This is a genomic window from Candidatus Dormiibacterota bacterium (assembly GCA_036495095.1).
Lineage (GTDB): Bacteria > Chloroflexota > Dormibacteria > Aeolococcales > Aeolococcaceae > CF-96.
The window spans coordinates 1-12,524 of record DASXNK010000201.1; the positions used below are offsets into that span (position 1 = coordinate 1).

Consider the following 12,524-nt stretch of genomic DNA (forward strand, 5'->3'; position numbering starts at 1 on the left):
CGGCTGACCCGGCGCACCTGGCCGAGCGGTGAGGCACCCAGCCTGCGCTGGGTCCTGGTCCACATGATCGAGGAGTACGCGCGGCACAACGGCCATGCCGACCTCCTCCGGGAGTCGGTGGACGGGGCCACCGGGGAGTAGCACTTTCCGCCCTCCCAGGTCCATGAGGGTGCCGTTCTCCGGCCGTAGCGTGGTGCCACGCGTCTGACGCTGGAGGCGACCGTTCCGATGATGGCCCACCGCGACGAACCCTCGGGCGTCTGTGGGTTCGCATCCCACGCCCTGATGGCGGCGGGGATGGCATCCATGCTCGCGCCCGTCCACGGCGGCGCCCTGACCCGCGGGCTGTGGCAGGCGGCCTACGCGGCCGGGTGCGCGTTCTTCGTCGTATCCATGGTGCGGGGCCGGAGGCTCGGGCCGCGCTCGGGGATGCCGGCGCCGCTGCACCACGCGATGTGCAACGCCGCCATGGTGTACATGCTCGCCATGCCCTCGCTGTCGGTGCTGGTGATCACCACGATCCTGATCGCCTACTTCATGGTGAGCGTGCTCGTGGACGGCTACCTTCTCGCCCGGAGTGCGTCGCAGGGCTCGGCCTCCCGGTGGTGGGAGACGGTCAGCCAGGGAACGCGCATCCTGATGGCCGGCGCGATGGTCTACATGTTCGCGGTGATGGACGTCGCCGCGAGCGCGGGCATGCACCACCATCACCTCCAAGGGTGACTGCTCTCGTCGCCCCCGGTCAGGCGCGGAGCGTTCCCGCCATGCGGAGGGCCAGCTCCAGGCGCGAGGCCAGCACACGCACGGGGAAGCCGCCCACCGTCGTCTGCACCTCGACGAAGCCGGTGTGGTACAGGACATCGCCGGACCTGCCGTCACCCAGCGCGACCCGGGAGCCGCCGTCGGCCGACCATGGGCTGATCGCCGTCTGCCGGAGCATGAGCTGCTGCACCACGGCGAACTCGCCGCCGCCCGTGAAGCTGTCGAGGTAGAACGGCATCAGGGGAGCGTCCCCCTCCTGGCGGGCGTCGGTGAGCTGGCGGTCACGGCGGAGGCCGGCGGGGGCGGTGGCGTGGAGCGCGGCCCCGGAGGGCCGGCCCTCGGTCACCCGCTCCGTGGCGCTCACCGTCGCGGCGATCTCACCGGGGGTGGCGAACTCGTCGGGACCGAACCGTGGTGCGCGGTCCACCGCGGTCGCCTCGGCGACGCGGACCTGCCGCCCGGCGACGCTGACCGCCTCGCGGAGCATGATGCCGTCGGGGGTGACGCAGCTCTCGACGTGCTCCTGGGCGTCGCCCGGCCGGAGCGCCTCGCTCCCTGAGTGACGGTAGAGGTAGGTGGTGCACCGCTGCCCGAGCACGGAGCGTCCACCACGTTCCTCCGCCACGCCCGCCGCGACCGCGGCGCTGAGCGCGGGCCGGGAGAAGACCTGGGGCTCGAGCGCCAGCGTCAGCGGTGTGGCGAAGGCCTTGAACCCCTCGGGGAGGGTGACCCGTTCGGTCCGGTTCACGACACTGCCGGAGACCACCGCGCCACCGGGGGGAGCGCCGTCGCGGTGCTCGACCCGGACCTGCCCGGGGCGCCGCACCGAGATCACATCGGTCTGGACCAGGGGCGCGGCCCCGGCGGTGTCGTCGACCCGGTACACGGCGCGATACGCCGGTGCCGGCGCCACCGCGGGTGGCCCCGGGTCGTCGGGAACGGCGTCGCCGAGGCGGACCAGTCCCAGCACCACCCCCAGGCCGGCGAGGGTGGCAACCCCGGTCGCGGCGAGCCAGCCGATGGTCGGGTGGCGGAGCAGCGACGTCCTCCGCCGCGCCGGCGCAGCGGGTGCAGCCGGCTGCGCGAGAACCGCGGCCACCGGCGCCGTCCGTCTCGGCTCGCGGACCTTCCAGCTGCGACTCCTGGACATCGCGCCGCCTCAGTGAGGGCCGTCGACCGCGCAGGCCGCCGGGCCGAAGGCTCCGTTCTCGCCGAGCTCGAGCACCCGTGCCGGGTCATAGCCGAGCAGCCCGAAGACGTGCGCCGAGTCCTCGTGGCGCGCCGGTGCGCGGCGGTGGGTGCTGCCCTGCGGGGCGCCGACGCGCAGTGGGCTGGCGACCTGGCGCACGGTGCCGAAGCGTGGGTGCGCGGTCTCGACGACCACCCCGCGCGCCAGCGCCTGGGGGTCGGCGAACGCCTGCTCGAGGTCGTTGACGGGCGCACAGGGCACCCCCGCGTCGGCGAGCCGGTCGAGCAGGTCGGCGGTGGTCTCGCCCCCGAACAGCGGCTCGAGGATGGCGAGCAGCTCGCCCCGGTGGGCGAGGCGGGCGCCGAAGTCGGCGAACCGCGCGTCGGTGGCGAGCTGGGGGCGCCCCAGGGCCTCGGTGAGCCGCTTCCAGAACTTCTCCTTGGCACACACCACCACGATCCACCCGTCGCCGGTGCGGAAGTTCTGGAAGGGCACGATCGACGGATGCGCGGAGAGAGCGGTGCGCTCGGCCCGGTGGCCGGTGGTCAGGTACCAGGTGGCGGGATAGCTGAGCATGCTCAGCGCCACCTCGAAGAGGCTGACGTCGCAGTCCATGCCGGTGCCGTCCCGGCGGGCCGCGTGGATCCCCGCCATCAGCGCCAGGGCCGCGGCCAGCCCGCTGGAGAAGTCCACCAACGAGAGCCCGGACTTGGTGGGCGGCCCGCCCGGCTCGCCGGTGAGGCTCATCCATCCCGCCAGACCCTGGACCAGGTAGTCGTACCCCGGCTCGGCGCGGCGCGGGCCGTCCATGCCGAATCCGCTCAGCGAGCAGCACACGATCCGCGGGTTGAGGTGCTTCAGGTGGGCGTGGCGGATGCGCAGCCGGTCGGGGATGTCCCCGCGCAGATTGGAGTACACCGCGTCGCTCTGGCGCACCAGGTCCTCGAACACACCGCGCCCCGCTGCGGTCGAGATGTCGAGGCTCAGGCTCCGCTTGTTGCGGTTGAAGGTCTCGAAGAAGAGGCTGTCCTCCCCCTCCTGGTACGGCGGCACGTACCGGCCGACGTCGCCCCCGGTGCCGGGGTCCTCGACCTTGATCACCTCCGCCCCCAGGTCCGCCAGGTGCACGCTGCCGTACGGGCCTGCGCCGTACTGCTCGACGGCGACGATGCGCACGTCGGCGAGCGGCCTCATCCGCCTCCCCCCGCGGCCACCAGGCTGGCGCGGGTCACCACCCGGTCGGCGGAGTGCCGAAGCGCCAGGTCCACGCTGCTCAGGGGGTAGTCGGCGTCGAGCAGGCTCTCCCACGGGAACTGTGGGTGGGTGGCCACGAACTCCAGGGCGCGGCCGAGGAAGAACGGGTGGTACCGGATCGCGGCCACGATGGTGACCCCGGAGCGGGTGAACAGCCCGGGATCGAACTCGCAGGTCTTCCCCGGCGAGATGTTGCCGACGCTCACGAAGCGTCCGCCCGCACGGGTCAGCCGGGCACCGTCCCAGAACGCGCTCGGGGTGCCGGTGACGTCGATGACCACATCGGGGAGCCGCCCCCCGCATCGGGCACGGACGGCGTCGGCCCGGTCGGCGATGCCGGCCAGCTCGGAGAGGTCGAGGGTGGCATCGGCGCCGAAGTCGCGGGCGATCTCGAGACGGCGGGGGTTCACGTCGGCGACCAGCACCCGCGCGTCCGTCGCCGAGGCGGCCGCGGCGCCGCAGAGGCCGAGCCCACCGGCGCCGAGCAGCAGCACCGTCTCCCCCGGCCGCAGCCCGGAGACGTGCACCGAGTACACCATCTGGCTGAGGGCGCAGTTGGCGCTGGCAGCCGACCGGTCGGAGACGGCGTCGGGCACCCGGTAGAGGTACTGGTCGCGGTGAACGTAGTAGTGGGTCCCGAAGGTCCCGTGGAAGTGCGGGAACGTGACGGCCGGCTTGCGCCAGTGCTCGTAGGCGTTTCGGCAGAGGTTCCAGTCGCCGTTCTGGCACTCGGGACAGCGCCGGCAGACCTGGTAGTAGGTGGCCACGGCACGGTCGCCCTCGCGGAGTGGCTCGCCGGCGAAGTCGTGGGTGACCCCCTCACCGAGGGCCACCACCCGTCCCAGACCCTCGTGCCCCAGCACCCCTCCGATCCCGACCTGGGGGTGCAGGCCTCGCCAGATGTGGAGCTCGGAGCCGCAGATGTTGGCCCGGATCATCTCCATCAGGACGTCCCCGGAGGCGGGCCTGGGGAGCTCGTACTCCTCCATCCGGGTCTGCTCGATCCCGGCCAGGACGGTGGTGGTGCCGCGGCTCATGGCACCAACCGTAGCCCCCCCCGCGGCGAGCTCCCCAGGCCACCGCAGGGCCAAGCTCGGCCCGATGTTCACTCTGGAGGGGCCGGAGGCTCCGCGTTCTCGCCGGGACCGGCGGGCACCGAGTTGACGATCGCGTCCGCAGCGCTGAGCGCCGCCAGGGTCTGCCATGCGCGGGTTGCGAGGTGGAGGTTGAGACGGGTATCGGGGTCGTTGAGGTCGTGGCCCGAGAGGTCGCGGATGCGCTGCAGCCGGTACTTCAGCGTGCTGCGCCCGATGAAGAGGGCCTTGGTGGTGACGTCGTAGTTCCCACCGCAGTCCAGGAAGCGCGCCAGCGTCTTCACCAGCTCGGAGGAGCGGAGGGTGTCGTAGTCGAGCAGGCGGCCCAGCATGGAGCGCATGAACCGCTCCAGCTCCGAGAAGTCGCCCACCGACGACAGCACCCGGTAGAAGCCGAGGTCGTCGAAGGCCGTCACCGGCTTGGCGAAGTGGGTGGAGCGCTGCAGCGACAGCACCAGGAGAGCCTCCCGGTAGGACCGAGGGATCTCCCGCCAGTGCTCGCACGCGCCGCCGACCGAGATCGCGCACCGGCCACCGCCCAGGTCGGGCAGCAGCGTGCGGCGCAGGTCCTCCCATCGCGGTTTCGCGCATGCGAGGATCACCACCGTGCCGCCCTTGGTCAGCACCAGGGTGCCCACGTCGAGCTCCTTCGCGCGCCGCCGGACGGCATGGAGGAAGGCGTCGGCGTCGTGGTTCTTGGTGTGGCCCTCGACGAGCACGACCCGGTGCGGACGCTCGAGGTCGTAGCCCAGGGCGTTGGCACGGGAGAGCGCGCCCGCCTCGTCGGTCCCGGCCAGCAGCTCCTCCCCCAGGTCGCGGCGAACCCGGAGCTCCACCTCGGCGATCGCCCGCATCTGGGCGAGCTTCATCGCCAGGACCGTGGTCCCGTGCTCCAGGGCGACCGAGACGATGTCGTCGACGACCTCGGGGACGTGGCAGAGGGCGAGCACGGCGAGGACGTCCTGGCGCGGGCTGGCGACGGTCACCAGGCGGTCGCGGTCGCGGACCGGCCGTGCCTCGGCGGCGAGCTGGCGGAGCAGCCGCTCACGCCGCTCGGGAGGGTCCTTCGGGTAGGGACTGGGCTGACCGGGGCCGTCCCACACCCGCAGGTTGCCGTACCGGTCCTCGATCGCCACCGCGAACCCGGTGACCTCGCGCAGGGCGCGGGCGATCCCCTCCAGCCCCTCGCTCGACGCCGCGACCCGGGTCAGGGTGTCGTGGACGACCATGCTCCGCTCGAGCCGGTTCACGGTGCGTGCGAGGGCGGCGTTGCTCGCGGCCGCGTGGGCCAGGAGGGCGCGCTCGCGGGCGATCAGGCCGGTGTTGGCGAGCGCGACGCCGCACTGCTGGGTCAGGGCGCTGAGCAGGAACCGCTCCTCGTTCGACACCGGGCCGCACCCCGAGAGGATGAGATGGCCGAGCACGCCGGTGCGGCTGCGGATCGGCATGGCCGCGGCCCATGGTCGGCCGCGCAGGCTGAGCTCGCCGCCGCCACCGCCGCCGCCGACCCGCTCCAGCTGGCGCACGATGTCGCCGCGCACGCTCGCCGATCCCAGCAGGGCGGTCGTGTCGCGCCATCCGTGGGCCGCGGAGTACGTCCCCTCGAGGCGGCAGCGGGCCAGCGAGGGCACGGCCGTCGCCGCCATGTGGAGGATCTGCTCCTCGTCGCCGGTCTCGTTCATCAGCATCGAGAGCACGAGCACGGCGTGCAGGCTCGACAGCTGGTCGAGCGCATCCGCCGCCGGCCGTGGGGCTGAGAGCGGGCTCACCCTCCCGTCCGGTAGCGGGCGAGGAACTCGTCCGGAGCGACGTAGAAGGGATTCTCGATCACCATGTTCCCGATCAGGACCTTGGGGTGGGTCTTGAGGACGTCGACGATGACGTCACCGGTGAAGCGCTCGAGGTCGTAGAGGCAGAGAAGGATCTGCGGGTACAGCGGTGCGAAGAGGTTGATCTTCGCCTCGTAGGCGCAGAGCTGCTCCACCCCCGGGCAGGTCTCGAGAGCCCAGGTCATCTCCCCCGCCGCCCGGGCGAGGGGGAAGCCCTCGTCGCGCACGGCGGCGCCGACATGCTGCTCGAGGAAGTGGAACATCTCCTCCTGGGAGAACCGTCCATCGCGCAGATAGGTGTGCTGGAAGTCGAAGACGTGGAGCTGCTCGCTGGTGACGCAGGTGTCGAGCTCGGCGACGTGGGGACGGAGGTGCTCCAGCATCTGCTCCCGGTCGGCGACATCCACGAAGCACAGGCACTTCTCGCCGGTGCGCAACCCCTCGGCCACGTAGGGGATGAGCAGCTCGTCGCGGCCCGCGGCCCCGTGGTAGAAGGCACAGATGTGGTCGCCAGGAGCCAGGACGATGCCGCCGATGCCCAGCTCGGTCAGCTTGCTCAGCATCGCAGGGCCGCCGACCCGGACCTCAGAACTGGGGATGCTCATTGCCTGCCCTCCGCCCCGCCGGTCTCCCGGCACGAGGTGATAGTAGTCAGGTCGCGCGGGCGTGGCCACCGCCCATGTCGACATGTCGCGCGAAAAAGGCGTCGAACTCCCCCTGGTCCTCGGGCTCGAGCCAGATCTCCTGGATCTTCCCCCCTCCCAGCCGGAAGGTCCCCATCTGCTCGACGTCGAGGACGTGCTGCCGCCTCACCGCGTGGAGGCGGGTCAGCGCGCGGGCGACGCCGCCGTCGACGCGCACCAGCGACACCTCGTAGTGGAGGCCGCCCGGCGCGCCCCGGCGCGAGCAGTCGAAGTACCCACCGGTCACCGCGTCGATGCCCCGGTAGTCGCCGGCGAGGGGGCTCGCGCCGCTGACGTGGAGCGTGACCTGGCGCGCGCACAGCCGCGGCGCCATGTCGATGAGGCGGTCGCCCGAGACCGCCTCGAAGAACCCCCGAACCAGGGATTCGTACGGCGACGGCATGTACATGACTGGCCTCGTGAATGAAGAGGCCGCCACCCGCCGGTCGGGTGGCGGCCTCGTCGGGTGGTCAGGCGGGAATCTGCTGGACGGTCAGCGTGTGGTTCCCGACCGTGGTGGTGATGTCGATCCGGTCCCCGGCCGGCTGCCGGTCCCCCTGCGCCACCCCGTCGATGGTCACACGGTAGGTGGCGCCGGGCAGCAGGTTGGTGATGCGGAAGCTGGTCGGCCGGCCCTCGGCGGTGCGGTCGATCGCCGAGAAGGAGGCGTGGAGGGCCCGCTCACCGGCGTCCCAGATCGCCTGGCGGGGACGGAGCGTCGGGTAGTCGACACCCTCGAGGGTGGGCTCGCGGAACTTGCTGAGCTTCGGGGAGTTGAAGAGGCGGTGCCAGGCACCCGGCTCGGTGATGGTGAAGGCGGGCATGATCCAGTCGTTGAGCTGCCCCCGGGGCCACGGCTCGTTGAGACCGAGACGCATGTAGAACTCGCCCTGCTCCTGGTCGACGGTCGGCTCGTAGGTGTTGAGCGCCCAGCGACGCAGCGCCGAGTAGGTCTCGTCGTCACCCAGCTCCCGAGCCATGGTCAGCGCGGTGATGGTCGCGTACGGGTAGTCGACCTCCATCCCCGGGGCGCCCGCCATGAACGCGGTGCCGTCCTTCTGGGACACGAGGAACCGCTTCTTTGCGCCCTCGTACAGCCGGGTGAACAGCTCGCGGTCCTGGGGGTAGCCGAGGAAGGCGTTGGCGAACCAGTTGTAGGCGAACTGGTGCTCCTCACCCCTCATGTTCACGTCGAGGTGGGCGTCATAGTAGAGGGAGAACCACTCGATGGGACCGGACGCCGGGACGCCCATGAAGTGCTCGCGCATGTACCGCTTCCAGGAACCGTACGACCAGTGGAAGTCGGTTCCGTGCATCGCGTCGAAGAGCTTGATGCTGAGTCCGGTGAGGTTGTTGCACCAGGGGTAGCTCTTGGTGACCTCGCAGGCGAGCCCTGAGGGGTTCTTCAGCCACTGCTGGACGATCAGCTCGTTCAGACCGCGATGGTCGTAGTCGAAGTGGGTGCTCGTGTCGTAGACCACCTTGAAGGTGCTGTCGAAGCGGGGGTCCCCGGAGACGTAGTTGTAGAAGCTGAGGATCAGGTTGAGGTAGCCCTTGTACATCAGGTTGCAGCTGCCGTTGCCGCGAACCGGGTCGGGATCGTAGGGAAAGGGCTCCACGCCGTTCGCCGCCCAGCCGGGGATGTCGTACTTGCCCCACTGGCCCTCGGGGATCAGCACCCGGGCCTCCTCGGGGTAGTTCGCCCGGTTGGGGTCGGGGCCCGAGTTCTCGGCCCAGTCCCAGTGCGACCAGTACTCCAGCATCCGGTCGGCGACGTAGCCGAGGATCCTGCTGTACTCCTCGCGCCACGCCGGCGTCTGGTCCGCCATCAGCCCGATCGCCATGGTCGCGTAGGAGAGGTCGTAGCGGTGGTAGACGCCGATCGGGGCACCGGTGAGGTTGTCCCACGACGGGTGCACCACGTCGTCCTTGAACCACGTCCCCCCGAAGCCGACCTTGCGGTGAAGGTAGGCCAGCCAGCCCATCGCCTCCTCGGTGAGGACCGGCTGGCCGGAGATGATCGTCGCCGACGATCGAGTGGGGGCCGGCGAGGTGACAGCACCATCGGCGAGGCCGAAGCACGCCGTGGTTGGCGGGGACTCTGTGGTCGCCATGTGTGTCTCCAGCTGTGGGTTGCCGGCACCCCGCGGCGGCGGGAGGACGCGATCCGGTTGTGGCAAGTCTTGTCCGCCGCCTCCCGCTTGACCACGGTCGGAGAGAGCCAACCGGGGCGACGAATTCGACCCCCGGGGGCGAGCCTCCGCACTCCGTCCACCGCTACGGTGGGGCCACCCGCAGACATGGGCTGGATGGGAGACGGCTCACACGGGAGGAGACGCGAGCATGACCGCACCGCTTCCATTGCGCCTGGACCGCTACGCCGGCCTCGTGATCGACGGGGAGACGTCGGCCGGCTCGGCGGGTGGCGGGACCATCCTCGACCGCGATCCGGCGACCGGCGAGGTCATCGCCGAGGTGGCCGCGGCAGCCGCCGCCGACGTGCAGCGCGCGATCGACGCCGCGCGCCGCGCGCAGCGGGGGTGGGCACGGCTCGCGCCCGGCCGCCGTGGAGCCCTCCTCCTCGAGCTCGCGCGGCGAATCCGGGACTGCGCCGGCGACCTGAGCCGGGTCGAGTCCGTCGACACCGGCAAACCCCTCGCCCAGGCCCGTGCCGACGTCGAGGTCGCCGCCCAGTACTTCGAGTTCTACGGCGGGTACGCCGACAAGCTGTACGGCGAGACCATCCCGCTCGGCGAGGACGACTTCGGGATGACCTTCCGCGAGCCGGTCGGCGTGACCGGCCACATCATCCCCTGGAACTACCCGATCCAGATCGGCTCTCGCACGATCGCCCCCAGCCTGATGGCGGGAAACACGTGCGTGGTGAAGCCTGCCGAGGAGGCACCGCTGAGCGCCGTCGCCCTCGGCGTCCTGGCCCTGGAGGCCGGGCTCCCCGCGGGCGTTCTCAACGTGGTGCCGGGTGACGGCGAGCTGGCGGGTGCGTTTCTCTCCGCGAGCGACGGCATCGACCACCTCTCCTTCACCGGCGGGCTGGCCACCGGACGCCTGGTGATGGGTGCCGCCGCGCGGAACGTCAAACCCGTGACCCTCGAGCTGGGGGGCAAGTCGGCGAGCATCGTCCTCGACGACGCCGACCTGGACCGGGCCGCCGAGGTGCTGACCCGGGCGATCGTCCAGAACGCCGGCCAGACCTGCTCGGCCGGGTCCCGCATCATCGCCCAGGCGGCCATCCACGACGAGCTCGTCGCCCGGCTGGAGCACGCGTTCTCGCGGATCTCCATCGGCCACGGGCTCGCCGACCCGGACATGGGACCGCTGATCAGCGCGGTGCAGCGCAGGCGCGTCCTCGACTACCTCGGGATCGCCGAGGGCGAGGGCGGGGTCCTGCTGAGCGGCGGCGGCGACGACCCCCGGCTGCGCGGGTACGAGGCCGGTCATTTCGTGGCCCCCGCCCTCGTCACCGGCGTGGCTCCGGCGATGCGCGTGGCCCGCGAGGAGATCTTCGGCCCGGTCCTCTGCGTCCTCCGCGCCGCCGACGACGCCGAGGCGCTGCGCATCGCCGAGGACTCCCCGTTCGGGCTGGTGGCGTCGGTGTGGTCGGCGAACGTCGACCGGGCCCTCGGCCTCGCCCGCAACCTCCGCGTCGGCCAGGCGTACGTGAACTCCTACGGCGCCGCCGGCAACGTCACGCTCCCCTTCGGCGGAACCCGGCACTCCGGCTTCGGCCGCGAGAAGGGCCTCGAGGCGGTGCGCGAGTACACCCAGGTCAAGACCATCGCGGTGCACGTGAGCCCTCGGTAGCCCTGCCCGCGGAGAGGGGAGCCGGGAATCCGGCTCCCCCTCCCCCTCCCCTCCTGAAGCTCCTCAGGCGACCCGCAGCACCGGCTTCAGCGCCGCACCGCTGAGCGACGCCTCCGCGGCCTCGTTGATCTCCGAGAGCGGGAACTCGGTCACCAGGCGGTCCAGGGGGAAGCGACCCTGCCGGTGGAGCTCGACGAGCTGCGGGATGAAGATGTCCGGAACGCTGTCGCCCTCGATCACCCCGCGCACGGTGCGACCGAACAGGACGGTGTTCATGTCGAGCGTGACCTCGGTCCCGAGCGCCGCGGCGCCGATCAGCCCGCAGACCCCGCGAAGCGCGAGGCAGTCGACGGCCGCACGGAAGACCTTCGGCGAGGCGGTGGTCTCGAGCGAGAAGTCGACCCCGCCGCCGGTGAGGTCACGGATCGCCTCGACGCTGTCGGCCGCGGTCGGGTCGATGGTGTGGGTCGCGCCCAGGTCGCGAGCGAGCGCGAGACGGCCGGGCTTGAGGTCCACCGCGATGATGGTGGTGCAGCCGGCCACCCTGGCGGCCATCAGCGAGCTCATCCCCACCGAGCCCACGCCGAAGACCGCGATGCTCGTCCCCGCCCTGGGGTGGAGCCCGTTGAGCACCGCGCCGGCGCCGGTCTGGATGCCGCAGCCCAGCGGACCGAGCAGCTCGAGCGGCGCGTCGTCGGGCACCTTGACGACGTTGCGCTCATAGGCGAGGGCGTGGGTGGCGAACGAGGACTGGCCGAAGAAATGCCCGTGGATCGGCCCGTTGGCCGTGTGCATCCCGGACGAGCCGTCCGAGCGGAAGCCGCTGAAGTTGAGGTCGTAGAGGGTGGCGCAGTAGGTCGGCGCTCCCTGCAGGCACGCCTTGCAGGTGCCGCAGGAGACGAAGGTGATGACCACGTGGTCGCCGGGGCTGACCTTGCGCACCCGGGCGCCGACGCGCTCGACGATGCCCGCGCCCTCGTGGCCGAACACCGCGGGCAGCGGCACCGGGTACCACTGGTCGCGGCAGATCATGTCCGTGTGGCAGACCCCCGTGGCCACGATGCGGACGAGGACCTCGTCCTCGCGTGGCTCGTCGAGCTGTGCCTGCTCGATGTGGAATGGCTCGCCCTTCGCCGTGACGACGGCGGCCATGACGTCGACCATCGACCATCCTCCCGCATTCCCTGGAACCGTGCTGACACGCTCTCCCGAGCGTCAACGTCTAGATCGGCACCGCGACCTGCGTCCCCGACGGCACAAAGGCGTCGAAGTACACGTTCCTCTCGCGGATCCCCCGCGCGACCAGCACCGGGATGGTGGCCTCGATCATCGCGGGAGGTCCGCAGAGGTAGGCGTCGTGCTCGCGCAGATCCGGCGCGGTGGCGACGAGCAGGTCGTGCACGAAGCCCCGCGCCCCCTCCCACGCGCTGTCCTCGGGCTCGTGCGACAGCACCGGCACGAACCGGAAGCCGGGCAGGCGGCGGCCGAGCGCGGTCACGCGGTCGAGGAAGCACAGGTCCTGGCGGGTGCGCGCACCGTGGTACAGGATCACCGCGCGCTCCGCACCCCGCTCCGCCTGGTCGGCGATCATCGAGAGGATGGGGGCGAGCCCCGACCCACCGGCGACCATCACCATGGGGCGGTGGGAGAGCCGGACCCGGAACATGCCGAGCGGCCCGTGGAGGGTCACGCGGTCGCCGATCCTCGCCTCGCGCTCGAGGTATCCGGAGAACAGGCCGCCGGGCAGCAGCCGCACCAGCAGCTGCACGACACCGCTGCGCGACGGCGGGTTCATCATCGAGAAGGCGCGGACCTCCGGCGTCCCCGGGACCTCGACGTTGACGAACTGGCCGGCGGAGAACGCCATCTCGGGCGGGTCCACCAGCCGCAG

12 protein-coding genes are annotated in these 12,524 nt (G+C 71.6%); 3 read left to right on the forward strand and 9 right to left on the reverse strand.

Annotation, left to right across the window (positions count from 1 at the left end; genetic code table 11):
- Both VGL20_20650 and VGL20_20655 read left to right on the forward strand, forming a co-directional pair.
- On the forward strand, window positions 1–141 hold a 141-nt coding region (locus VGL20_20650), incomplete at its 5' end, for a DUF664 domain-containing protein (GenBank protein HEY2706099.1).
- A 90-nt stretch (window positions 142–231) separates the two neighbouring features.
- The gene (locus VGL20_20655; GenBank protein ID HEY2706100.1) at window positions 232–723 is read left to right on the forward strand and encodes a DUF5134 domain-containing protein; all 492 of its coding nucleotides are present in this window, start codon (window positions 232–234) and stop codon (window positions 721–723) included.
- Window positions 724–742: 19 nt separating this feature from the next.
- Here VGL20_20655 and VGL20_20660 read toward each other — a convergent pair whose 3' ends face one another.
- The 7 genes from VGL20_20660 to VGL20_20690 form a co-directional block, all read right to left on the reverse strand.
- Window positions 743–1,912 carry a hypothetical protein gene (locus VGL20_20660; GenBank protein ID HEY2706101.1) on the reverse strand — a complete coding sequence of 390 codons (1,170 nt, stop codon included), beginning with the start codon at window positions 1,910–1,912 and terminating at the stop codon, window positions 743–745.
- A 9-nt stretch (window positions 1,913–1,921) separates the two neighbouring features.
- Window positions 1,922–3,145, reverse strand: a complete 1,224-nt coding sequence (locus VGL20_20665; GenBank protein ID HEY2706102.1) for a CoA transferase — start codon at window positions 3,143–3,145, stop codon at window positions 1,922–1,924.
- A complete protein-coding gene (locus VGL20_20670) occupies window positions 3,142–4,242 on the reverse strand; it encodes a zinc-binding dehydrogenase (GenBank protein ID HEY2706103.1) in 1,101 nt (366 codons plus the stop codon). The genes VGL20_20665 and VGL20_20670 overlap by 4 nt, the downstream gene beginning before the upstream one ends.
- 68 nt (window positions 4,243–4,310) lie before the next feature.
- Window positions 4,311–6,068 (reverse strand): helix-turn-helix domain-containing protein, encoded by a 1,758-nt coding sequence (locus tag VGL20_20675; GenBank protein ID HEY2706104.1) that lies wholly within the window; start codon window positions 6,066–6,068, stop codon window positions 4,311–4,313.
- Window positions 6,065–6,691 (reverse strand): MEDS domain-containing protein, encoded by a 627-nt coding sequence (locus tag VGL20_20680; protein ID HEY2706105.1) that lies wholly within the window; start codon window positions 6,689–6,691, stop codon window positions 6,065–6,067. Before VGL20_20680 ends, VGL20_20675 begins: the two co-directional genes overlap by 4 nt.
- A gap of 88 nt (window positions 6,692–6,779) precedes the next feature.
- Window positions 6,780–7,220 (reverse strand): hypothetical protein, encoded by a 441-nt coding sequence (locus VGL20_20685; GenBank protein HEY2706106.1) that lies wholly within the window; start codon window positions 7,218–7,220, stop codon window positions 6,780–6,782.
- Between the two features lie 61 nt (window positions 7,221–7,281).
- Window positions 7,282–8,925, reverse strand: coding sequence for a hypothetical protein (locus tag VGL20_20690; GenBank protein ID HEY2706107.1), 1,644 nt, complete (start codon window positions 8,923–8,925; stop codon window positions 7,282–7,284).
- 229 nt (window positions 8,926–9,154) lie between these two features.
- On the opposite strand from VGL20_20690, the gene VGL20_20695 reads away from it, so the two are divergent.
- A complete protein-coding gene (locus VGL20_20695; protein HEY2706108.1) occupies window positions 9,155–10,633 on the forward strand; it encodes an aldehyde dehydrogenase family protein in 1,479 nt (492 codons plus the stop codon).
- A gap of 63 nt (window positions 10,634–10,696) precedes the next feature.
- Here the strand turns inward: VGL20_20695 and VGL20_20700 are convergent, their stop codons facing one another.
- Both VGL20_20700 and VGL20_20705 read right to left on the reverse strand, forming a co-directional pair.
- Window positions 10,697–11,797 carry an NAD(P)-dependent alcohol dehydrogenase gene (locus VGL20_20700; protein ID HEY2706109.1) on the reverse strand — a complete coding sequence of 367 codons (1,101 nt, stop codon included), beginning with the start codon at window positions 11,795–11,797 and terminating at the stop codon, window positions 10,697–10,699.
- A 58-nt stretch (window positions 11,798–11,855) separates the two neighbouring features.
- Window positions 11,856–12,524: FAD-binding oxidoreductase (locus VGL20_20705; protein ID HEY2706110.1), on the reverse strand; the 669-nt coding region annotated here is incomplete at its 5' end.

What these genes read in the sequence shown, in the direction of transcription:
- VGL20_20655 (HEY2706100.1), top strand. Translation starts at nt 232, where the DNA reads ATGGCCCACCGCGACGAACCCTCGGGCGTCTGTGGGTTCGCATCCCAC.
- VGL20_20700 (HEY2706109.1), bottom strand. Translation starts at nt 11,797, where the DNA reads ATGGTCGACGTCATGGCCGCCGTCGTCACGGCGAAGGGCGAGCCATTC.
- VGL20_20690 (HEY2706107.1), bottom strand. Translation starts at nt 8,925, where the DNA reads ATGGCGACCACAGAGTCCCCGCCAACCACGGCGTGCTTCGGCCTCGCC.
- VGL20_20665 (HEY2706102.1), bottom strand. Translation starts at nt 3,145, where the DNA reads ATGAGGCCGCTCGCCGACGTGCGCATCGTCGCCGTCGAGCAGTACGGC.
- VGL20_20695 (HEY2706108.1), top strand. Translation starts at nt 9,155, where the DNA reads ATGACCGCACCGCTTCCATTGCGCCTGGACCGCTACGCCGGCCTCGTG.
- VGL20_20685 (HEY2706106.1), bottom strand. Translation starts at nt 7,220, where the DNA reads ATGTACATGCCGTCGCCGTACGAATCCCTGGTTCGGGGGTTCTTCGAG.
- VGL20_20680 (HEY2706105.1), bottom strand. Translation starts at nt 6,691, where the DNA reads ATGCTGAGCAAGCTGACCGAGCTGGGCATCGGCGGCATCGTCCTGGCT.
- VGL20_20660 (HEY2706101.1), bottom strand. Translation starts at nt 1,912, where the DNA reads ATGTCCAGGAGTCGCAGCTGGAAGGTCCGCGAGCCGAGACGGACGGCG.
- VGL20_20670 (HEY2706103.1), bottom strand. Translation starts at nt 4,242, where the DNA reads ATGAGCCGCGGCACCACCACCGTCCTGGCCGGGATCGAGCAGACCCGG.